Below are 20,685 nucleotides of genomic sequence, written 5' to 3' on the forward strand. Positions count from 1 at the left end.
CCCACATGAGCGTTGGCTGTACGACGGCCCGCCCGGCAGGCGAGGCGCCGGGACAGGAGGGGTGCTGACGCGCGACACTTGCCGGAACTACATCTGCGGGTGGAGCGTTGAGGGCCTGGGACGACTGCCCCCCTGAGCTAGAGGCGACCGATACGTGCTGCGCATTCTCTTCTTCCTGATGTCGAAGCTGCCAGAAGGCGCCCGCCAGCAGGTGGTCCGCGCCCTGATGGACGGCGTCTGGGACACCCTGGCGAACGAGAAGGTCCTGGGGCGGGAGAACATCCCGGACCAACCCTGCCTCTTTCTCTGCAACCACCTGTCCAACGCGGACGGCTTCACGCTGGACCGGGCCTTCCGGCCGCGCAAGGTCGTCTTCCTGGCCGGAGTGAAGCTGAAGAGCACGGTGATGACGCGCCTGGCGGCGGAGACGATGGAGACCATCGCCATCAAGCCCAACTCGCCCGACATCGAGGCGATGCGGCGGGCGCTGGAGACCATCAAGGCCGGCAAGTCGGTGCTCATCTTCCCGGAAGGCGCGCGCAGCCGCACGGGCACCCTCACCCAGGCGAAGAAGGGACTGTCGCTGATTGCGAAGCGCGCGGGCGTGCCCGTGGTGCCAGTGGCGTTGCAGGGCACGGAGAAGCTGATGCCCATCAACGACTCGGACATGGGCGGCGAGCGGCTCTTCAACGCCGACGTCTTCGTGCGCTTCGGCCCGCCCTTCCGCGTGGAGGCGCTGGAGGCCGAGGTAGCGGGCGCCGAGGACCCGCGCCAGGCCCTGGTGGATGCGATGATGCGCCGGGTGGCGGAGCTGCTGCCGCCCGAGTACCGCGGCTTCTACGCGGCTCCCCCCGCTCCCGCGGCTCCGGCCCCGGACTGGGAGCGGCCTTCCGCCCCCGCGCCCTGAATGAAGCATTGCGGCGCGCGCCGGGACGCGGACAATGGACGCTCCCGTGACACGCGCCCGCACCGACGAACAGCTCTTTGTCTCCACCCTCCCCGGCCTGGAGCCCGCCCTGGAGGCAGAAGCCTCCGCGCTGGGCTGGAAGCCCCGCCGCGTGGACGGCGGCGTGGAGCTGGAGGGCCCGGCCGGCCTGCACCAGGACGCCAACCTGCGCCTTCGCTGCGCCAGCCGGGTGCTGCTGCGCGTGGGCCACTTCCGCGCGGGAGACTCCGACACCCTTTCCGACCGGCTGGCCGAGTTGGACCTGTCTCACGTCTGGGATGGCCGCTCGCCACCGAAGCTGTCGGTGAGCCTGAACCGCTCCCGCGTGCCAGGACCCGACGTGGTGTTCTCCGCGGCGGCGTATGCGTGGAACGTGCCCTCGGTGGAGCGCGCGGGGCCGCTCGATGAAGAGGGCGGAGGCCCCGGCCTGACGTTGCTGGTGCGGGTGGATGGCGACGCGTTCACCGTGAGCGCCGACACCAGCGGGGATGCGCTGCACCGCCGGGGCTACCGCCAGGAGGTGAGCCGCGCGCCCCTGCGCGAGACGCTGGCGGCGGGCATCCTCCGGCTGGCGGGCTACGACGGCACGCAACCCCTGGTGGACCCGATGTGCGGCTCGGGCACCTTCCTGGTGGAGGCCGCGTGGATGGCCATGCGCCGGGCGCCAGGACTGCTGCGCGCCTTTGCCTTTGAATCCTTCCCCTCCTTCGATGCTCAGACCTGGGCTGGGCGCAAGGCGCGCGCGGAGGCGGACGCCCTGCCCGTGCCAGGGGCGGCGATTCATGGCTACGACATCAACGCGGGCTCGCTGGGGACGGCGCGGCGCAATGCCCGGCGCGCGGGGGTGACGCTCACGCTGGAGCGGCAGGACGCGCGGACGCTGAAGGCGCCCGTGGAAGGCCCGGGGTTGGTGGTGGTGAATCCGCCCTATGGCAAGCGCGTGGGCGAAGCCGAAGACCTGCCCGCGCTGTACCGGGCGCTGGGGAACACGCTGCGCCAGGGCTTCGCGGGGTGGCGCGCGGCGGTCATCCTTCCGGATGAGGCGCCGCTGATGAAGGCGCTGGGACTGGCGGGGGCGACGAGCCTTCCAGTGCGAAACGGCGGGCTGCGGTGCCGGCTGCTGCTGTCAGGACCGGGGGTGACGTGAGGCCCCGGCCGCCGCGGCGTGAGGGATGCGAGCCCCGAGCCGCTGCTGCATCGGCGCGAGCGGCACGAGGCTCGGAGCCGCTGCCACCTCGGAACGAGGTGCGCTGACCTGAACGCGCGGCCCCCTGGCCTCCAGGAAGAGGCCAGGCCACAGGGCCCCGGCAAATACGCCACCGTGAGCGGCGAGGCACCCGAACCGGCAACAACCTGGACTGGTACCTGGAACGACGCGGCGGGAACTCGGACCACACCTTCATCATCACCCAAGGACTGGCTCCGGATGCCATCACGGCGAAGTACGGCGCGCCCCGGGACGTGCTCCACTGCGATGCGTTCGAGGTCTTCCTCCACGGCAAGGACCTGGATGCGCCGATGCGCGCCGGCTTCGCGGCCGAGACAGCCGAGCGAGACGGCACCCGCGCCGGCCCCCCCATGAAGACGGCCGTCCGGATGCGCCGTGCCGCCGTGCCGTGGTAACGCGGGCATGTGGAAACCTGGTTCACGCCCTTCGAGCCGAAGCCCCTCGCGGACGAACTCCCCGGGCAATTCCCAAACCCCTTCGACGAGGGCGCGCCCCACGCGCTGGCGCGCCGGGCGGCGGAATGGCTCCAGGGGGAACTCCGGGAAGGCCATCTCGCGCCTGGACTTGCGGCCTCGTGCCTCGACACGTCCGAGGGTGGAAAGATGTTCGGCATCCTCGTGGTCCAGGCGCCTGACGGACGTGTCGGATTCCTCCGCGCCTTCTCGGGCATGCTTGCTGGCCGATGGGACCTCCCCGGATTCGTGCCTCCCCTCTTCGCCCGTGACGAGCGCGAGCGACTGGAACCCGCGGGCGACGCCCTGGTGAAGCGCCTGATGGCCCGTGAGGCGTCCTTCCGCCAGTCCCCCGAGCGTGCCGCCGTCCTGACCGCGCACGACGCGCTGCAAGCACGCCAGACCGAGGCCCGCGCGGCGCTGCGCGCTACACACGACGCTCGGAAGAAGCAGCGCCATGCGAGGCGCACGGACGTCATGGCCTCTGACTCGCTGAGTGAGGAGGCGAAGCGAGCGGCACTGCATGCGCTCGACCAGGAAAGCCGGGGGGACAAGGCGGAATTGCGGAGACTGGAGGCGGAACACGACGAGGCGCAGCGGGCGCTCGCGCCCCAGCGGGCCCGCATGGAGCGGCGGCTTCGCGCCATGGCGCGACTGCGGCGCATCGTCTGCCGTGCGCTGATGAAGCGCCTGCACGACACCTACGTGGTGCCCAATGCACGAGGAGAACACCGTCACCTGCGCGGCCTCTACGCCAGAGGCGAGCCCCCATCGGGCGCGGCGGACTGCGCCGGGCCCAAGCTCCTGGCACATGCCCTCAGCCAGGGCTTCCGTCCGCTCGCGCTCGCCGAGTTCTGGTGGGGTGCTCCTCCTCCCGCGGGAGGCCGGGCCGCCGGCGCGTACTACCCCGCTTGCAAGGACAAGTGCGGGCCGCTGCTGCCGTACATGCTGGACGGTCTCCCTGTCTCCGCGCCCCGGCCCTTCGCGGTGCCCGTGCTGCCGTCACGAGGGCTGGACATCGTCTTCGAGGACGAATGGCTCGTGGTGGTGGACAAGCCGGAGGGCCTGCTCTCCGTGCCCGCGAAGGACGTCTCGGTGGAGGACTCCGTGCTGGCCCGGCTGCGCGCGCGATCTCCGGAAGCGACGGGGACGATGCCCGCGCACCGGCTCGACCTGGACACGTCGGGGCTGCTCGTCGCGGCGAAGGACGCGCGCACCTACGCGGCCTTGCAACGCCAGTTCGCCGGGCGCGAGGTGCACAAGCGCTACGTCGCATGGGTCGAAGGAAACGTCCGGGGCGAGCGCGGCACCATCGACTTTCCCATGCGCGTGGACCTGGACGACCGGCCCCGGCAGATTCATGACCCCGTGCACGGCAAGCCCGCGGTGACGGAGTGGCACGTGCTTGAACGCAGCCACGGCCGCACGAAGGTGGCCCTCTTTCCGCTCACCGGGAGGACGCACCAGTTGCGCGTTCACGCGGCCCATCCGCTCGGCCTTGGCGCGCCCATCGTTGGCGACCGCCTCTATGGCCACCCGGGTCCCCGATTGCATCTGCATGCGGAGGCCCTGTCGTTCCAGCACCCTGTCACGGGACAGCGCATCACGCTGGAGCGGCCGGCGCCCTTCTGACCTCGCGTATCTCGACCGCCAGCCTGCGCCGCACGAGGGCGCCGCGACGCCCGGAGCACCATCGACGCGGGCCCTGGGTGAGAGGTCCCGACCTCGCTGTTCGAACGCGACGCCCCCTCTGCGCATCCACCGTTCCCGGGCACGCGGAGCAGAGCCCCTCCCTGGGGACGCCCCCCTCAAAGGCGGTGACTTCAATGAGGCGTGCGTCCCTGTCACTGCCCCGGTGGGGCCCCCGCTATCAGCGCGAAGACCAGCACCTGGCAACCGCAGCAGGCACGGCATGCGTCCTGACCAGCGCCGCGACAAGCCGCGTCGCCATTACAAGCGCCGCTTTCGGCGTGAGCCCCGCTCCGAGAAGCCACAACTGGCGCTGTATGGGGCCTGACCAGCGAGGTGCCAGGCCGCATCGCTATTACAGGCGCCCGCATTCATCCCGGGCCGCGCACCTGGACACCACAGGTGGCGATGTGCGGGGCCTGGCGCCGCGACAGGCCGCATCGCCATTGCAGGCCGTGAGACAGGCCACGCGGTCCGGCCCACAGAACGAGGGACACGCCTCGAGCGGCCTCGATGCCGCGCGCTCCGCGGACGCGGAGGCGACACAGAGAGGGTCGCCTCCCATGGCCGCATCCACGGCCTCACGCTGCGAGGTCAGGGTGACACCCGCAACCGCCAGGAACAGCAACGCGACAGACACGCCCTTCCTGTTGCGCATGGGAGCCTCTTCCGGCTTGGCACCGCGAACACGCGCCCCGCCCGTCCAGGCGCGAGGCGCGCGCATGACGATGCCAAGCCCCTCATGCGCTGCCAATCCAGGCCGGGCGTACGCCCGCGACGCAGGGCGGCTCACGCCTCTGAAGTGGAAGAAGACACCTCCGGCGCGGAGGCATCTTCGGAGGCATCCGGCTCCGGCGCGGAGACAGTCTCCACCACGGCCGACACCGCCGGCTTCACGCCCAGCTCACGCGTCAGCTTGGGATTCACCCCGGTCTCCGCCAACAACCGCTCCAGCTGCATGCGCGCGCGCCGGTTCTCCCGGTGTACGCGGCGCCCCAGAATCAGCTCGTTCTTCAGCGAGTGCTCCCAGCCCGTCAGCTCCGTCACCGTCACCTGGTAGCCGAAAGCCTCCAGCGTCAGCGCGCGGATGACGTTCGTCAGGTGCGAGCCGAACTCGCGCCGGTGCCACGCATGCGCGTACAGCAGCGACATGCTACCGCTGCTGGCCACGACGGGGCGCTTCTCCTTGAGCTGCGCGGACACCTCCGCCTGGCAGCACGGCACCACCGCCACGTGGTCCGCGCCATGGCGGATGGCCGCGACGAGCGCATCATCCGTGGCCGTGTCACACGCGTGCAGCGCCATCAGCAGATGGATGCGCTCCGGGTACTGCGCCGTATCGATGTGCGCCGTCTGGAACTGCATCCGCGTGAAGCCCAGCCGTTGAGCGCGGCCCTGGGCCCGCTCCGTCAGGTCCGGCCGGCCTTCGATGGACAGCAGCGTGCCGCTGGCGGCGCCCTTGAGGAACAGCTCGTAGAGGACGAAGCCCAGGTAGGCGTTGCCACTGCCCGCGTCCACCATCACCGCGTTCGGGTGGCGCGCCTGGACATCCTCCACGGCGGGACGCAGCAGGCCCATCAGGTGGTTCACCTGCTTGAGCTTGCGCAGCGCGTCCGCGTTGAGGTGCCCCTCGCGCGTGAGCAGGTGCAGCTCGCGCAGCAGCGCGGGGGACTGGTCCGGCAGCAGCTCCCGCCGGACCTGCGAGGCTTTGACGTTGCGCCTCAGACGGACACCACCTCGAGGACCTCGGGAATCATTTCCCGCAGGCGACCCTCGATGCCCATCTTCAGCGTCGCCGTGGACGACGGGCATCCCGCGCACGAGCCCTTCATGTGCAGGTAGACGATGCCGTCCTCGAAGCGGTCCAGGGTGATGTCACCACCGTCCATGGCCACCGCCGGGCGGATTTCGCTGTCCAGGATGTCCTGGATGCGCCCTTCCACCGTGCCACCACCGGCCTGTCCCGCCGCCTCGCGGGCCGCCGCCAGCGCCGCCTCGTCCACCACCGGCTCATTCGCCGTCAGGTGGGTGTCCAGCGTGGACATGACCTCGTCATTGAGTTCGTCCCACTCGCCCTCTTCCCCCTTCGTCACCGTCACGAAGTTGGTGCCAATCATCACCGCCGTGACGCCGCGCACGTCCATCAGCTTGCGCGCCAGCGGGGACTTCGCCTGGGCCTCCTCGGGGTTCGTGAAGTTCACCGCCCCGCCCGCCAACAACCGCCGGTCCACCACGTACTTCAGCGTGCTGGGGTTTGGGGTCCACTCGAGCTGGATGTTCACCGACATTCAAATCTCCTTGGACGACTCCTCTAAGGCGCTCGCGGCCCCATAGCAACCCGGCTCGCGGGCTGGCAATCGCCCCTCGCCCCCCCTTCGCTCCGGCACCAACCGGTAATCCCAGAAAAATATGAACTCGCAGTGGATTTTGCGTAGACTGGGGGCATGCCCCCGCCACCGCCCCGCGTGCCCGCCAGCGTGTTCGAGGGGTTGTTCGTGCGGGGTCTCCAGGCCGAGGGCCGGCTGGCCCAGGAACTGGAGGCGCTGGGGTACGACAGCCGAAAGCCGGAGTTGGACTACCCCATTTCTCTCTGGCAGCGGGCAGTGGCCCTGGCACGGCGGGAGCGCTACTCGGAGCTCGGTGACGAGGACGCCTACCGGCAGCTGGGCCGCCAGGGCGTCTTCGGCTTCGCGCAGACGCTGGTAGGCCGCGTGGCCGCAGTGGCCCTGCCCATGATTGGGCCTGCGCGGGCTCTGGAGCGGGTGCCTCGCTACCTGGCGATGATGGGCCGCTCGGATGTGGACGTCTCGATGTCCTCCGAAGGCGAGCGCGGCCGCCGCCTCTCCCTGTCGGACCGCTACAACCGGCCCGAGCTGATGGCGGGGGGCCTGGAGGGAATGTTGGAGATGGCCAACGCCCGGCCTCGAATCTCCGTGGAGGAGCGCAGCAGCGGGGGGTACCGTCTGTTCGTGCGCTGGTAGCCCGCCAGCCCCACCCTGGAGCCCCGCGTGTCCTACCCGCCCAGACTCGCCCATCTCGCCACCCGCGCCGTGGTGGTGGCGAAGCTCGTCCCCACCTACGCGCAGGCCCACCACATCGACGAGGAAGAAGCAGCGCAGCGGCTGTCCAGCGCGCTCTCCGGACGGATGCTGCCCACGCTGCTGGATGTCGCGTGGACCGCCATGCGCGGCAAGGCGAAGCGGCTCACCGACGACGGGCTGGTGGAGAAGGTGGCCGCCACCTTGAGTGAGCGGCCCCTGCGGCCGGGACGCATCGCCCCCGTGGGTCCGGCGCTCAGCGCGTTCTTCATCCTGGTGGACCTGGAGGTGGGCACCGCGGGTGACGCCGCGCGGCGGGTCATGGAATCGGACGAGGGACGCCGCCGGGGGGAGGAAGGACTGGCGGAAGCCGGACGCTTCCTCGCCGCGGAGCTGACTCGCGGGAAGTAGCGCCCGGACAGTCGTGGCAGCAGCGGGTACGCATCGTTATAGGCTCGCCCTGGCCCAGGCTCCGACGATGTCGACACCGCTCCCCACCACGCTGCGCATCCTGCGCTCCCTCACCGACGTCCCCCGTGCCACGTGGGATGCGCTGGTGGACGCCCGGGCCACGCCGTTCCTGGAGTGGACCTTCCTCACCACGCTGGAGGAGAGCGGCTGCGCGGTGCCGGCGCGGGGCTGGCACCCCCGGCACCTGACGCTCTGGCGCGGCTCGCGTCTGGTGGCCGCCGCGCCCGCCTATCTCAAGGACGACAGCGACGGGGAGTTCGTCTTCGACAGCCCCTGGGCCACCGCCGCCGAGCGCGCGGGCCTGCGCTACTACCCGAAGCTCGTGCTCGCCGTCCCCTTCACCCCCGCCACGGGGCGCCGCGTGCTGGTGGCCCCGGGCGAGGACCGCGCCGCGCGCGAGGCGGAGCTGTACGCCGCCGCCCAGGAGTTCGCCCGGGCCGAGCGCCTGTCCGGCATCCACGTCCTCTTCTCCACCGAGGAGGAGCTGCCCGTCCTGGAGGCCCAGGGCTTCGCCGTGCGGCTGGGCGTGCAGTATCACTGGCGCAACCAGGGCTACCGGACGCTGGAGGACTTCCTCGCCCGCTTCCACGCCAAGCGCCGCAACCAGCTCCGCCGGGAGCTGCGCGCCCTGACCGAGCGCGGCATCGAGGTCCGCACCCTGCGCGGGGACGCGCTGGCGGACGTGGACGCGGACACCGTCTACCGCCTGTACGCCACCACGGTGGACAAGTACCCGTGGGGCCAGCGCTTCCTCACCCCGGACTTCTTCGCTCGCGTGCTCGCCCGCTTCCAGCACCGCTGCGAGTGGGTGGAGGCCCGCCGGGAAGGCCGACTGGTGGCCGGTGCGTTCAACTTCACCGGTGCCAACGTTCTGTATGGCCGTTACTGGGGCTGCTTCGAGGAGCACCCCTTCCTTCACTTCAACGTCTGCCTGTACCACCCCGTCTCGGAGGGCATCACCTCCGGGCTGGAGCGCTTCGAGCCGGGCGCGGGGGGAGAGCACAAGCTCACCCGGGGATTCGAGCCGCACCTCACGTACAGTGCGCACCTGCTCCTCCACCCGGGCATGGACAGGGCCGTGCGCGGCTTCCTGGCCCACGAGCGGGCAGCCGTCGAAGGAGGCCTGCCCCAGTGGCGGGCGGAGACTGGTTTCAAGGAGGGGGACTGAAAATCCCCCGCCCGTTCAGCAAAGGGAGTCCGAACGACTTATGGCGCAGAAGCATGAGCACGACACCTCCGTCATCACGGAGTCCGCCCCCAAGCAGAAGCTCAAGAAACCGCCGCTCTACAAGGTGCTCCTGCACAACGACAACTACACGACCCGGGAGTTCGTCGTGGCGGTGCTCAAGGAGGTCTTCCACAAGTCGGAGACGGATGCCGTGCAGATCATGCTGCACGTTCATTACAACGGTGTCGGGGTGGCCGGCGTTTATACGTACGACGTCGCCGAAACGAAGATTCAGACGGTGGAGGCCGCGGCGCAGGAGAACGACATGCCGCTGCGACTCTCCATGGAACCCGAGGAAGGTTGAAACGTGGCAGGACCGCTGATTGCCAAAGAGTTGCAGGCCAGCTTCCGCACCGCCCTGGACGAGGCGCGGAAGATGCGCCACGAGTACCTGACGCTGGAACACCTGCTCCTGGCGCTCACCCGGGACGCGCGCACGCGCGAAGTCTTGAAGGGGTGCGGCGCCAACGTGAAGCAACTCCAGGAGCGCCTGGTCTCCTTCCTGGAGGAGACGGTTGAACGCCTGCCGGAGGGCGTGGACGCCGAGCCGCAGCAGACCATCGGCGTGGAGCGGGTGCTCCACCGCGCCGCCATGCACGCGCTGTCCGCCGAGCAGAAGCTCATCGACGGTGGGGACGTGCTGGTGGCCCTCTTCCGCGAGGACGAGAGCCACGCGCTCTACCTGCTCCAGCAGGAGGGCGTCACCCGGTTGGATTTGCTCAACTACATCTCCCACGGCGTCACCAAGGACGGCGAGGGTGAGGGTGAAGGCGAGGAGAGCGCCGGCCACGCCGCCCCCGCGGGCGACGACGACGAGGGCGAGTCCCCGAAGAAGAGCCCGCTCGAGGCCTACACGGTGCAGCTCAACATCGAGGCCAAGGAGGGGCGCATCGACCCGCTCATCGGCCGCGAGAAGGAGCTGGAGCGCACCATCCAGGTGCTCTGCCGCCGCCGGAAGAACAACCCGCTCTACGTAGGTGAGGCGGGCGTGGGCAAGACGGCCATCGCCGAAGGCCTGGCGCTGCACATCCACGAAGGCCGAGTGCCGGAGGTGCTGAAGGACGCCGTCGTCTACTCGCTGGACATGGGCGCGCTGCTCGCGGGCACCAAGTTCCGCGGCCAGTTCGAGGAGCGGCTCAAGGGTGTGCTCAAGGCCCTGAAGGAGCAGCCGAACGCCATCCTCTTCATCGACGAAATCCACACCATCGTCGGCGCGGGCGCCACCAGCGGCGGCTCCATGGACGCGTCCAACCTGCTCAAGCCGGCGCTGGCCAGCGGGCGGCTGCGCTGCATCGGCTCGACGACGTACCAGGAGTACAAGTCCGCCTTCGAGCGGGACCGGGCCCTGTCACGCCGCTTCCAGAAGATTGAGGTGGGTGAGCCCTCCGTCGAGGACACCATCCTCATCCTGGAAGGGCTGAAGAGCCGCTACGAGGAGCACCACGGGGTGAAGTACCAGCCCGAGGCCATCCGCGCGGCGGCGGAGCTGTCCGCCAAGCACATCAACGACCGGTTCCTGCCGGACAAGGCCATCGACGTCATCGACGAGACGGGCTCGGCCGAGCGGCTCAAGCCGGAGGGCCAGCGCTCCAACACCGTCAGCGGCACGGACGTGGAGGCCGTCGTCGCGAAGATGGCGCGCATCCCCGCCAAGAGCGTGTCCGCCAGCGAGGGCGTGCAGCTGCAGAATCTGGAGAAGGACCTCCAGGGCGTCATCTTCGGGCAGGACCCGGCCATCAAGGACCTGGTCAGCGCCATCATGCTGGCCCGCTCCGGCCTGCGCGCGCCGGAGAAGCCCATTGGCTCGTTCCTCTTCTCCGGCCCCACGGGCGTGGGCAAGACGGAGCTGGCCAAGCAGCTGGCGCAGTCGCTGGGCGTGGAGTTCCTGCGCTACGACATGAGCGAGTACTCGGAGAAGCACACGGTGAGCCGGCTCATCGGCGCGCCGCCGGGCTACGTCGGCTTCGACCAGGGCGGCCTGCTCACGGACGCCGTGCGCAAGCACCCCTACGCGGTGGTGGTGCTGGATGAAATCGAGAAGGCCCACCCGGACCTCTTCAACATCCTGCTCCAGGTGATGGACCACGCGACGCTGACGGACAACAACGGCCGCAAGGCCGACTTCCGCAACATCGTCCTCATCCTCACCACCAACGCGGGTGCCCAGGAGATGAGCACCAAGGCCATTGGCTTCGGGGACCTCGCGAAGCCGGTGGACGCCACCCGCGCGAAGAAGGCGATTGAGCGCACCTTCACGCCGGAGTTCCGCAACCGCCTGGACGGGTGGATTCTCTTCTCCGGCCTGCCGCCCGAGGTCATCCTCAAGGTGGTGGACAAGGAAGTGCGCCTCCTCCAGAAGATGCTGGACGAGAAGAAGGTGAAGCTGGCGCTGACGCCCGCCGCCCGCGCATGGCTGGCCGAGCACGGCTACGACCCGGCCTTCGGCGCACGCCCCATGGCCCGGCTGGTGGACAACTCGCTGAAGAAGCCGCTCGCCCAGGCGCTCCTCTTCGGGGACCTCAAGAACGGAGGCACCGCCCACTACGACGTGGAGGATGACAGCCTCAAGCTGCGCACGGAGCCCGCCACCGCCGAGGTGGCGTAGTCCCCTGCCCGCGCTGGCCGTGGACATGACAAGGCCCCGGTCCCCTTCCCTGGGAGCCGGGGCCTTCGTCTGTCCGCCCGTGACAGCGGGCGAGCGACTACTCGACGCGGTAGCTCTTCACCGCGCTGGAGAGCTGCTCGGAGATGATTTGCAGCGTGGTGGCGGCCTCGCCGGTGGAGCCGATGCGGGCCACCGTCTCATCCATCATCTTGGACAAGTCATTCACCGCCAGGGTGATTTGATTGATGCCCACGTTCTGCTGGCTGACGGCGGCGGCAATCTGACGGACGGCGGCGGCGTTGTCCTGGACGATGGAGGACAGCTCGCGCAGGTTCTGCCCGCTGGTGCGCACCTGGGCCAGGCCCGACTCCATGCGCTCGGCGCCGCGCTCCGTGATTCGCACCGCCAACGTCACCTGGCTGGCGATGTCGTCCAGCAGCTCACGCACGCGCGTGGTGGCTTCGATGGACTGGTCCGCCAGGGCGCGGATTTCGCGCGCCACCACGCCGAAGCCCTTGCCGTGCTCGCCGGAGCGGACGGACTCGATGGCGGCGTTGAGCGCCAGCATGTTGGACTGGTCCGCCAGGTCCTTCACCGTCTGGGTGATGCCGCCAATCTGCTGCGTGCGCTCGCCCAGCTCGACGATTTTCTGGGCAATCTCCCCCACCTGGGCGCGGATGTCGTTGAGCCCCGCCATGGTGAGCTCGATGGAGGCCTCGCCGGACTTGGCCAGCGCGTCGGCGCGCTCGGCCACCGACAGCACGCTCTCCGCCTTCTGCGCGGCCAGCATGGAGGTCTGCTTGATTTCCTGCGCCGTCACCTGCGTCTCCTGCAGCGCCGCGGCCTGCCGGGAGATGGTCTGCGCCTGCTCCGTGGAGGACGAATTCAGGTGCTCGGTGGACTGGGTGAGCGCCACGGCCGCCTGCTGGAGGTTGAGCGTCACCTCGCGCAGCCGCTCCACCATCTGCGAGAAGGAGTTGGCCAGCCGGCCCACCTCGTCACCGCTCTTCACCTGGATGGGGCGCGTCAGGTCACCGGACTCCACGATGTGGCCGGCCACCTCCGTCAGGCTCTTCAGCGGGCCGACGATGCTGCGGCCGAACAGCGCGGACACCGCCACGCCCAGGGCCACCAGCAGCGCCGCGAAGCCCACCATCCGCACGCGCAGCGCGGACACCAGCTCGTCGATGTGGTCCCGGGACACGCCTACGTGCACGGAGCCCAGGCGGCCACCGGCCACCGGCGCCACCACGTCCATGGCGCGCAGGCGGAGGCCCCCGGCGTCCGCTTCCAGCACCGAGCCCGCGCCCGCGGTGGCGACCGCCTCCTTCAGCGCGTCCGGGAAGCCGTCCGGGAAGGTGTGGGCCACCACGTTGCCAGCCGAGTCTTGAATGAAGGCATAAGCCAGGTCCGAATGGCCCACGCTGGCGTCCAGCATGGGCTGGAGCGCGCTGGCCCCCGCCGACACCCCCTGCTCCGCCGCCACCGCCAGCCCGCGGGCCACGTGCCGCCCCGCGCCCAGGTAGCTGTCCGCCAGGTCGCTCTCCAGCCGCCGCGTGGCGACACCGGTGAGCAGGGTGGCCGCCGTCGCGCTGATGAGCGCGGTGACGAGCACGAACTTCGGCGCCAGCCCCAGCGACTGGCGGAACTGCTGCGACAACTGGGAGGCGAAGGATTGTTGCGGGAGGCTCACGGAATCACCGCCGGGGAAACGACGTCAGCACGGCACCCGCGCGGAGGCGGGCAGGTGAAACAGGCACAGGAGGAGCTCACCGGGTGGGTCCTCCCTCGGGGCGTCCGCCCCGGAAGGGGGCGAAGGTACAGCTCTGGAGGATGAGCTCCGGCATGGAAGCCAGGGGCACGCCCTGGTCGGTGGCCTTCACATCCAGCGCGGCGCGAGGCATGCCGAAGACGACCGACGACGCCTCGTCCTGGGAGAAGGTGACGCCGCCCGCCCTGCGGATGGCCAGCAGGCCGCGTGCGCCGTCCTCGCCCATGCCGGTGAGCACCACCCCGCCGCTGCGCCGGCCAAAGGCGGCGGCCAGCGACGTCAGCATCACATCCCCGCTGGGGCACGGTCCGCCCCGGCTGGGCTGCAGGCGCGCCAGTCCGGCCGCGTCCACCAGCAGGTCATGCCCGTCCAGCGGGAAGTACACGCGGCCCGGCTCCAGCCGCTCGCCGTCCTTGGCGATGGCCACCGGCAGCGGCGTCACCTGGGACAACCAGCGCACCATGCCCTGGGTGAAGCCCACGGTGATGTGCTGGGCGATGAGCAGCGGCACCGGCAGCGAGCGAGGCAGCTTGGACAGCACGTCCGCCAGCGCGGGCGGCCCCCCCGTGGAGGCCACCACGCCGAAGATGTCCACCCGCGCGCCAGTGGGCGGCGGCGGCGCGGTGGCCGCACGCGGCCGGCGGGAGATGACGGGCACCTCCGCCATGAGGCACACCGAGTGCGCCAGCTCCTTGCCCCAGCGGCGCAGCTCCTCCGCGTTCGTCACGTTGGGCTTGCCGATGAGCTCCAGCGCACCGGCGCTCATCGCCTGGAAGCCCAGGTCCACGCCGCGCTGCTCCGCCACCGCGCTCACCACGAGGATGCGCGCGGGGGACTGGGACATGATGGCGGCGATGGCCCCCGGTCCATCCAGGCCGGGCAAGAGCAGGTCCATGGTGATGACATCGGGGCGCAGCAGGCGCGCCAGCTGCACGGCGCGGTTGCCGTCTCCCGCCCGGCCCACGACTTCGATGCGCGGCTCCTCCGTGAGGAGGGCCGTCAGCATGTTCGCCATGGTGGGCGAATCGTCCACCACGAGGACCCGAATGGGCCGCATGACGCTCACGCGCGACTCCCCCGGCGGCTCATGACGTCCAGCACCTCTGCCAGCAGACGGCCCGCGGCGCACTCGCGCTTGCTGAGGTAGCCGTCCGCGCCCGCCTTCAGGCCCCGCTCGCGCGCCACCGAGCTGTCGTGCGCGGAGACCAGGATGACGGGCAGCGACGCCGTCTCCGGGCGCTCACGCAGCTTCGCGATGAGCTGGATGCCGTCCATCTCCTCCATGTCCAGGTCGCAGATGACGACGTCGTAGGTGTCCGACTGGAGCCGGTCCAGGGCCCGGGCCCCGCTGGCCGCCAGGTGCACCGTGAAGCCGCCCGCCTCCAGCATGGCCCGGTGCAGCGCCCGCGCGGTGAGCGAGTCGTCCACCACCAGCGCCCGCCGCTGCGCCGACACCTGCACCTGCACCGTCTCCGTCACCAGCCAGTCCGGGCGGCAGATGAGCAGCAGCTCGCCACGGCTGAGCGTGGCCGCGCCCTGCCAGGCCGGCACGTCGCGTACTTCCGACGGCAGCGGGCGGATGACCAGATCCCGGTCCCCCACCACCGCGTCCACCACCAGCGCCACGCGCTTGCCACCGCTCTGGACAATCAGCAGCGGCTGCCCTTCGGCCGGCGGCGCCAGGGCGCGCAGGCCCAGCCGCGCCCCCAGGTCCACCACCGACAACAGCTGCCCCTGGTACTCCAAATGCGCCCGGCGCTTGCCCAGGCGCAGCGACTCCGCGCGCGCCAGCTGCGTGGCCTCCACCGCCAGCATGGGCAGGCCCACCAGCTGCTCCAGCACGCGCACCACCAGCACCGGCGAGCTGCCCAGGTCCGTGGGCAGCGTCAGCATGAAGCGCGTGCCCTGCCCCGGCGTGCTCGCGACCTCGATGCGGCCCTGCAGTGCCTCCACCGACGCGCGCACCGCGTCTAGGCCCACGCCGCGGCCGGACGTGTCCGTCACGTCCGTGCGGGTGCTGAAGCCGGACCGGAAGATGAGGTCCCGCAGCTGGTTTTCGTTGAAGCGCGCCGTCTCCTCCGCGGTGACGACGCCGCGCTGCTCGGCCAGGCGTCGCACCACCTCCACGTCGATGCCGGCGCCGTCGTCGGACGCCTCCAGGTAGAGCAGGTTGCCCTGCTGCTCCACGCGCAGGGTGAGCGCGCCCTCGTGGTGCTTGCCCGCGCGCTCACGGTCCGCCGGCAGCTCCAGCCCGTGGTCCACGGCGTTGCGCAGCAGGTGCACCAGCGAGCCCTGCAGCTTCTCCAGCAGGCGCCGGTCCAGCGACACCTCCGAGCCCACCACCGACAGCCGCGCTTCCTTGCCCAGCTGACGGGACAAATCACGCACCATGCGCTGGAGCGGATCCAGGATGGTGCGCACCGGGCGCGTGGTGATGGCCTTGAGGCCATCCTCCAGCGCGTCGACGATGTCACTCGTCTCCTCACCGTCGGTGCGCAGCGAGCGCGCGGTGCCCGACAGCGCCGTACGCGCCTCCGCCGTCTCCGCCAGCAGCCCCTGCTTCGCCAGCAGCACGGCCACCCGCTCCAGTTCGCGGCCCCGCTCCTCCACGCGCAGGCGCACCTCGCGCAGGCGCTCCACCTCGCGCATCAGCGCCGTCACCTGCCACGACGACACGCGCCAGCCTGCGTCCGCGGACTCCGGCAGCGCGTCCGGCACGGACACGGGCTCCGCGGACGGAGCCGGCGCGGCGACGGCGGCCAGGCCCCCGGAGGCGGCGACCATGGCCGCGGCCTCTTCGGGCGGCGGCGCATCCGCCACCAGCTGCGCCAGGGCGGCCGCCGGGTCCGGAAGCGCGTCCCCGCGCCCGTCCGCGTGGGCCTGCGCGCGCAGCAGGAAGAGGTCCAGGCCGTGGAGCAGGATGTCCACCACTGGCCGCGGCATCTTCTGAGGGTTGGCCTTCAGTGGGGCGAGCGCGTCCTCCAGCTTGTGGGCGATGTCGCTCAGGTCCTGCATGCCCAGCGAGGCGGCGCTGCCCTTCAGGGTGTGCAGGTGGCGGCCCAGCCGGACGTAGAGCCTGGTGAGGGCGTCCGTCTCCAGGCCCTCGCGCTCCAGCTCCAGCAGGTCCATGGTGACCTTCTGGACCACTTCCTGGGCCTCGACGGCGAAGCCCGCGACGAGCCCCTGCAGCATCGGATCAACGGGCATGACGGGCTCCCGTGCCGCGCGTGGCGGAGAACAGCCGCTTCAGGTCGATGAGGTGGATGAGCTGCCGGTCCTGCGTGAAGACCTCCATCACCGCCCCCTCCGCGCGCACCCGCGCGGCTTCCACCGCGCTCATGGGCAGCGTGGTGGGGCGGGGAATGGCCTCGCAGTCCAGCGCGCACAGCTCGCCGTCACCGCGGTCCACCACCAGCAGCACCGCCGGGTCCTGCCGCCAGCCGTGGCCACCCAGCAGCGACGCCAGGCTGAGCGCGGCCAGCACCTGGCCCTGGAAGCGCAGCACCCCGACGACGTGCGGCGCCGACAGCGGCACCGGCGACACCATCTTCAGGGGCAGCGCGGCGCGCAGCGCCTCCAGGGAGAGCGCGTAGCGCTCCTCACCGAGCGGGAACTCGGCAATCCAGTGGACCGCCTCCTCGACGGTGTTCTCCCCCTGCTCTCGCAGGCGGGACGCGCGCCGCTCCAACAGCTCGCGCGCCTCGGCCTCCTGGGCCTCTTCCAACGTCCGCGGGGTGACCTTCATTCGAGCGCCCCCTGGTTGAGGTAGGCGTCAGCGGACGCCTGGTAGAAACGCGCGGGCAGGGCCTCTGGCCCCTCCACGAGCTGGTCGGGTGGAAGCCGCTCGGCGCGCGAGCGCAAGGCGCGCATCAGCGGCACCGCGCCTTCCCGCGCCCCGGAGCGCTCCCGCAGCAGGGCCAGCTCCAGCAGCCCCGGCAGATAGTCCGGCGCCTGGCGGACCAGGGCCTCCAGCACGGAGGACGCGCCCACCTCGTCGCCTTCCTCGATGCGCTCCAGCGCATTCAGGTGCAGCCGCGTGGGCGGCGGCGGAGGCGCCACGGGCGCCGGAGCGGGCATCAGCGGCGCCACCGGACGGCGGACCGGCGCCGCCACTGGACGGGCACGGGCGGCGGCGCGGGACGCGGCGGCGGCGCGGGCGTTCAGCTCTTCCGGCGTGAGGAGGCGGAAGGCCTGCAGCTCCGGCGGCCCCTCGCGGACCATGCCCGCGGGGACCCGGTCCACCTCCACGGCGCCCAGGAACAACCAGCCGCCGGGGTTGAGCGTGCGCGACAGGAGGGAGATGGCCGCGTCACGCGCGGCGGGAGTGAAATAGGTGAGCACGTTGCGGCAGAGGATGAAGTCGAAGCGGCCGAAGCGCTCGGGCAGCGGCGCCAGCAGGTTCGCCTGGGCGAAGGTGGTGATGCGGCGGACGGGGGGAAGGATGGAGACCTCGCGCTCGCCCGTCTCCGAGTAGAGCGGGAAGAGGCGCGGCGCGGACTCGCGGCGGGACCACGTCCCGTAGGTGGCGCGGCGGGCCGCCTCCAGGCTGGCCTCGTGGATGTCCGTGCCCAGCACCTCCACCGGAAAGCCGTGCGGCAGCGACGCCTGGAGGCACGCGGCCAGCGAATACGCCTCCTCGCCAGACGCGCAGCCCGCGCTCCAGCCCCGCAGGGCCAGGGCACCACGCTGGAGCGCCGCGGGCACGGCCTCGTGGGAGATGAAGCGGAAGTGCTCCGGGTGGCGGAAGAAGTACGTCTCCCCCACCAGGATGGCCTTCACCAGCGCGGTGGCCAGGTGGGAGACGGGATGGAGCAGCTCGCCCAGCAAGTCGGGCGCGGTGCGCCCGCGGGCCAGCTCCGCGCGAACAACGCGGTCCACCGCCTCGGAGGCGATGGCGTCATTGCGAAAGCCAGTGATGCTGGCCACCACTTCCCGCGCGCGGGCCAGCAGCCGCGGGTCGAGCGCTCCGCTCATGCGTTCCGCCCGGCCTCCGCGGCCTCGAGCATCGCGGGCAGCTCCCGCAGGAGCCCCCGCGCGATGAATACCCGCGGGTCCAGGATGGGCAGCGAACGCCCTCCCGACCGCAGCATGCCGATGAGCCCATCGCGCAGCGGGCCATGGTCGGCGCCGCCCACGCGCTCACGCCGGTCGATGTCCGCCGACGCGTACTCCTCGGGGTCCTTCACCGTGTCCACGGCGAGCGCCAGCGACACGCCGTCCGCTTCGATGACGACGAGCATGCGCTCCACGCGCGTCAGCTTGTGCTCCACGCCCAGCCGGCGCGCCACGTCCAGCACGCACAGCGCCGCGCCCCGCACCTCCACGTATTCGCGCAGGTACGCCGGCCCGGTGGGCAGCGGCCGGGTCGCCGGATGCAGCAGGACCTCCCGCACCGCGTCCAGCGGAATGGCGAACTCCAGCTCGCCCACCGTCACGCGAAGCACCAACAGCGAGCCCGTGCGCGCCCGCTGCCGCGCGCTCGTCATGGCCTCGCCCACCGTCTGCAGCAGCTCGTCCGCGCGGAACGGCTTGGCCAGGAAGGCCTCCGCGCCCAGGCCCAGGCACGCCTCCGCGCGCGACTTCTCCGAGGAGATGATGATGACGGGGATGTCGGCCGTGGCCGGATCCGCCTTCATCCGCTGGAGGACCTCGTCGCCGTCCATCTCCGGCATGGACAAATCGAGCAACACCGCCGCCGGACGCAGGCGCCCCACCTTCTCCAGGGCCTCGCGGCCGTTGCTGGCGGTGTGGATGGTGTAGTGGCCGGAGAGGATGGCCCGCTCCAGCGCGAGAATCGCGTCGCTGTCGTCGACGAGCAGCAGGGACGGCAGGCTCACGGCGGTCAGGCCTTGGTGAGGAACTGACGGACCGTTTCCGTCAGCTCGTGGTGGGACACCGGTTTCTGGATGAAGGCGTTGGCGCCGGCCTCGGTGCCGCGCTGACGCAGGTCCACGTTCTTCTCCGCCGTCAGCAGCAGGATGGGCACCGAGCGGACCTGCGGCATCGCGCTGGCGCGCACCTCCTTGACGAAGGTGATGCCGTCCATCCCCGGCATGTTGATGTCCGCGATGACCAGACTCACCGGCACCAGCCGGAGAATCTGCAGCCCCCGGGTCGCATCGTCGGCCTCGACGGTCGAGACCTTGAGGTTCATCAGGTAGATCTTGACGATGTTGCGAACCGTCGGGCTGTCGTCCACCAGCAAGACGTTGGTGCTGTGGGTGCTCACTGTGCGGCGGCTCCTGCGCAGGCCCCGCGACGCGCGGAGAATCCTGCGAAACGTTCACGACTCTAGCGTGAGGGCTCTCACGTGAGAACAGGGGGCGGTCCGACCCGGCATCCGTGCGGGCAGGCAGGTGTCGGATGACCTCAGAGGCGGCGCCCCCGGGTCCAGATGGTCCCGGGGGAAAGGGCTTACTCTCCGGCGGGCTTGGGGGGGAGCTCGTCCGCGTCCGGCGTCACCGGAGGCGCGCCAATGGCGTGGTAGCCACCGTCCACGTGGATCATTTCGCCGGTGGTGGAGGGCAGCCAGTCCGACAGCAGGGCACACGCGGTGCGGGCCACCATGTCGTGGCTGTCCTTGGCGCTCCAGCCCAGCGGCGCCTGCGCCCCCCAGCCGCGCTCCAGGGCCTTGAAGCCCGGTATTCCCTTCGCGGCGATGGTGGACAGCGGCCCGGCGGCCAGCGCGTTGACGCGGATGCCCTTGGGGCCCAAATCCCGCGCCAGGTAGCGCACCGTGGACTCCAGCGCCGCCTTGCACACCCCCATCCAATCGTAGATGGGCCACGCGACGCGGTTGTCGAAGTCCAACGTGACGATGGAGCCGCCCTGCGTCATCAGCGGCAGGCACGCCACCGACAGCTCCTTCAGCGAGAACGTCGAGATGCGGAACGCCGTCTGCACGCTCTCCCACGGGGTGTTGAGAAAGTTGCCACCCAAAGCATCTTCGGGCGCGAAGGCGATGGAATGCAACACACCGTCCACCCGGTCCCAGCGCTGGCGCAAGGCGTCCGTGAGCGCGAGGAAGTGGGCGGAGTTGGTGACGTCCAGTTCCAGCACCTCCATCCCCGGCTTGAGGCGCTTGGCGCTCCGCTCGGTGAGGGACTTGGCCCGGCCGAAGCCAGTGAGGAGGACCTCGGCCCCCTGAGCCAGCGCGTGCTCGGCGATGCCGTAGGCCAGGGACTGAGGCGTGAGCACCCCGGTGATGAGCAGCTTCTTGCCTTGGAGCAGCATGGAGACAGCCTCGTTGCGGAAGGG

The 20,685-nt window shown here is 70.8% G+C and carries 19 protein-coding genes; 9 read left to right on the forward strand and 10 right to left on the reverse strand.

Features of this window, described 5'->3' with window-relative positions:
• The first annotated feature begins 154 nt into the window (after positions 1 to 154).
• The 4 genes from OZ403_RS31615 to OZ403_RS31630 all read left to right on the forward strand — a co-directional run bounded on the left by OZ403_RS31615 (position 155) and on the right by OZ403_RS31630 (position 4,258).
• Positions 155 to 907 carry a lysophospholipid acyltransferase family protein gene (locus OZ403_RS31615; protein WP_268782492.1) on the forward strand — a complete coding sequence of 251 codons (753 nt, stop codon included), beginning with the start codon at positions 155 to 157 and terminating at the stop codon, positions 905 to 907.
• Between the two features lie 34 nt (positions 908 to 941).
• Positions 942 to 2,093, forward strand: a complete 1,152-nt coding sequence (locus OZ403_RS31620; protein WP_268782493.1) for a THUMP domain-containing class I SAM-dependent RNA methyltransferase — start codon at positions 942 to 944, stop codon at positions 2,091 to 2,093.
• Positions 2,094 to 2,407: 314 nt separating this feature from the next.
• The gene (locus OZ403_RS31625) at positions 2,408 to 2,569 is read left to right on the forward strand and encodes a hypothetical protein (RefSeq protein ID WP_268782494.1); all 162 of its coding nucleotides are present in this window, start codon (positions 2,408 to 2,410) and stop codon (positions 2,567 to 2,569) included.
• A 9-nt stretch (positions 2,570 to 2,578) separates the two neighbouring features.
• Positions 2,579 to 4,258 (forward strand): RluA family pseudouridine synthase, encoded by a 1,680-nt coding sequence (locus tag OZ403_RS31630; RefSeq protein ID WP_268782495.1) that lies wholly within the window; start codon positions 2,579 to 2,581, stop codon positions 4,256 to 4,258.
• Between the two features lie 846 nt (positions 4,259 to 5,104).
• Here OZ403_RS31630 and OZ403_RS31635 read toward each other — a convergent pair.
• Complete coding sequence (locus OZ403_RS31635; RefSeq protein ID WP_442929648.1) at positions 5,105 to 6,127, reverse strand: class I SAM-dependent methyltransferase; 1,023 nt, start codon at positions 6,125 to 6,127, stop codon at positions 5,105 to 5,107.
• Positions 6,037 to 6,603 carry a NifU family protein gene (locus tag OZ403_RS31640; protein ID WP_140795003.1) on the reverse strand — a complete coding sequence of 189 codons (567 nt, stop codon included), beginning with the start codon at positions 6,601 to 6,603 and terminating at the stop codon, positions 6,037 to 6,039. The genes OZ403_RS31635 and OZ403_RS31640 overlap by 91 nt, the downstream gene beginning before the upstream one ends.
• A 156-nt stretch (positions 6,604 to 6,759) precedes the next feature.
• On the opposite strand from OZ403_RS31640, the gene OZ403_RS31645 reads away from it, so the two are divergent.
• The 5 genes from OZ403_RS31645 to clpA all read left to right on the forward strand — a co-directional run bounded on the left by OZ403_RS31645 (position 6,760) and on the right by clpA (position 11,657).
• A complete protein-coding gene (locus OZ403_RS31645; protein WP_140799809.1) occupies positions 6,760 to 7,296 on the forward strand; it encodes a DUF2378 family protein in 537 nt (178 codons plus the stop codon).
• A 27-nt stretch (positions 7,297 to 7,323) separates the two neighbouring features.
• Positions 7,324 to 7,764, forward strand: a complete 441-nt coding sequence (locus OZ403_RS31650) for a hypothetical protein (RefSeq protein WP_174258945.1) — start codon at positions 7,324 to 7,326, stop codon at positions 7,762 to 7,764.
• Positions 7,765 to 7,831: 67 nt separating this feature from the next.
• Positions 7,832 to 8,992 (forward strand): GNAT family N-acetyltransferase, encoded by a 1,161-nt coding sequence (locus OZ403_RS31655; protein ID WP_268782496.1) that lies wholly within the window; start codon positions 7,832 to 7,834, stop codon positions 8,990 to 8,992.
• Between the two features lie 40 nt (positions 8,993 to 9,032).
• Complete coding sequence (locus OZ403_RS31660) at positions 9,033 to 9,356, forward strand: ATP-dependent Clp protease adaptor ClpS (protein ID WP_011555974.1); 324 nt, start codon at positions 9,033 to 9,035, stop codon at positions 9,354 to 9,356.
• Positions 9,357 to 9,359: 3 nt separating this feature from the next.
• Positions 9,360 to 11,657 (forward strand): ATP-dependent Clp protease ATP-binding subunit ClpA, encoded by a 2,298-nt coding sequence (gene clpA, locus OZ403_RS31665; RefSeq protein WP_268782497.1) that lies wholly within the window; start codon positions 9,360 to 9,362, stop codon positions 11,655 to 11,657.
• Between the two features lie 97 nt (positions 11,658 to 11,754).
• Here clpA and OZ403_RS31670 read toward each other — a convergent pair whose 3' ends face one another.
• The 8 genes from OZ403_RS31670 to fabI all read right to left on the reverse strand — a co-directional run bounded on the left by OZ403_RS31670 (position 11,755) and on the right by fabI (position 20,661).
• Positions 11,755 to 13,350, reverse strand: a complete 1,596-nt coding sequence (locus OZ403_RS31670; protein ID WP_140795008.1) for a methyl-accepting chemotaxis protein — start codon at positions 13,348 to 13,350, stop codon at positions 11,755 to 11,757.
• A 76-nt stretch (positions 13,351 to 13,426) separates the two neighbouring features.
• Complete coding sequence (locus OZ403_RS31675) at positions 13,427 to 14,494, reverse strand: chemotaxis protein CheB (protein ID WP_268782498.1); 1,068 nt, start codon at positions 14,492 to 14,494, stop codon at positions 13,427 to 13,429.
• Positions 14,491 to 16,635 carry a hybrid sensor histidine kinase/response regulator gene (locus OZ403_RS31680; RefSeq protein WP_268782499.1) on the reverse strand — a complete coding sequence of 715 codons (2,145 nt, stop codon included), beginning with the start codon at positions 16,633 to 16,635 and terminating at the stop codon, positions 14,491 to 14,493. Before OZ403_RS31680 ends, OZ403_RS31675 begins: the two co-directional genes overlap by 4 nt.
• Entirely contained in the window at positions 16,625 to 17,173 is a 549-nt protein-coding gene (locus tag OZ403_RS31685; protein WP_140795011.1) for a chemotaxis protein CheW, read from the reverse strand. The genes OZ403_RS31680 and OZ403_RS31685 overlap by 11 nt, the downstream gene beginning before the upstream one ends.
• The gene (locus tag OZ403_RS31690) at positions 17,170 to 18,402 is read right to left on the reverse strand and encodes a CheR family methyltransferase (RefSeq protein WP_268782500.1); all 1,233 of its coding nucleotides are present in this window, start codon (positions 18,400 to 18,402) and stop codon (positions 17,170 to 17,172) included. The genes OZ403_RS31685 and OZ403_RS31690 overlap by 4 nt, the downstream gene beginning before the upstream one ends.
• A complete protein-coding gene (locus OZ403_RS31695) occupies positions 18,399 to 19,265 on the reverse strand; it encodes a response regulator (RefSeq protein ID WP_140795013.1) in 867 nt (288 codons plus the stop codon). Before OZ403_RS31695 ends, OZ403_RS31690 begins: the two co-directional genes overlap by 4 nt.
• Positions 19,266 to 19,270: 5 nt before the next feature.
• Positions 19,271 to 19,657 (reverse strand): response regulator, encoded by a 387-nt coding sequence (locus OZ403_RS31700; protein WP_011555982.1) that lies wholly within the window; start codon positions 19,655 to 19,657, stop codon positions 19,271 to 19,273.
• A 185-nt stretch (positions 19,658 to 19,842) separates the two neighbouring features.
• Complete coding sequence (gene fabI / locus OZ403_RS31705) at positions 19,843 to 20,661, reverse strand: enoyl-ACP reductase FabI (protein ID WP_140856904.1); 819 nt, start codon at positions 20,659 to 20,661, stop codon at positions 19,843 to 19,845.
• Between the last annotated feature and the right edge of the window lie 24 nt (positions 20,662 to 20,685).

Origin of the sequence: Myxococcus sp. NMCA1, from assembly GCF_026810205.1 — a bacterium.
Classification (GTDB): Bacteria; Myxococcota; Myxococcia; order Myxococcales; family Myxococcaceae; genus Myxococcus; species Myxococcus xanthus_A.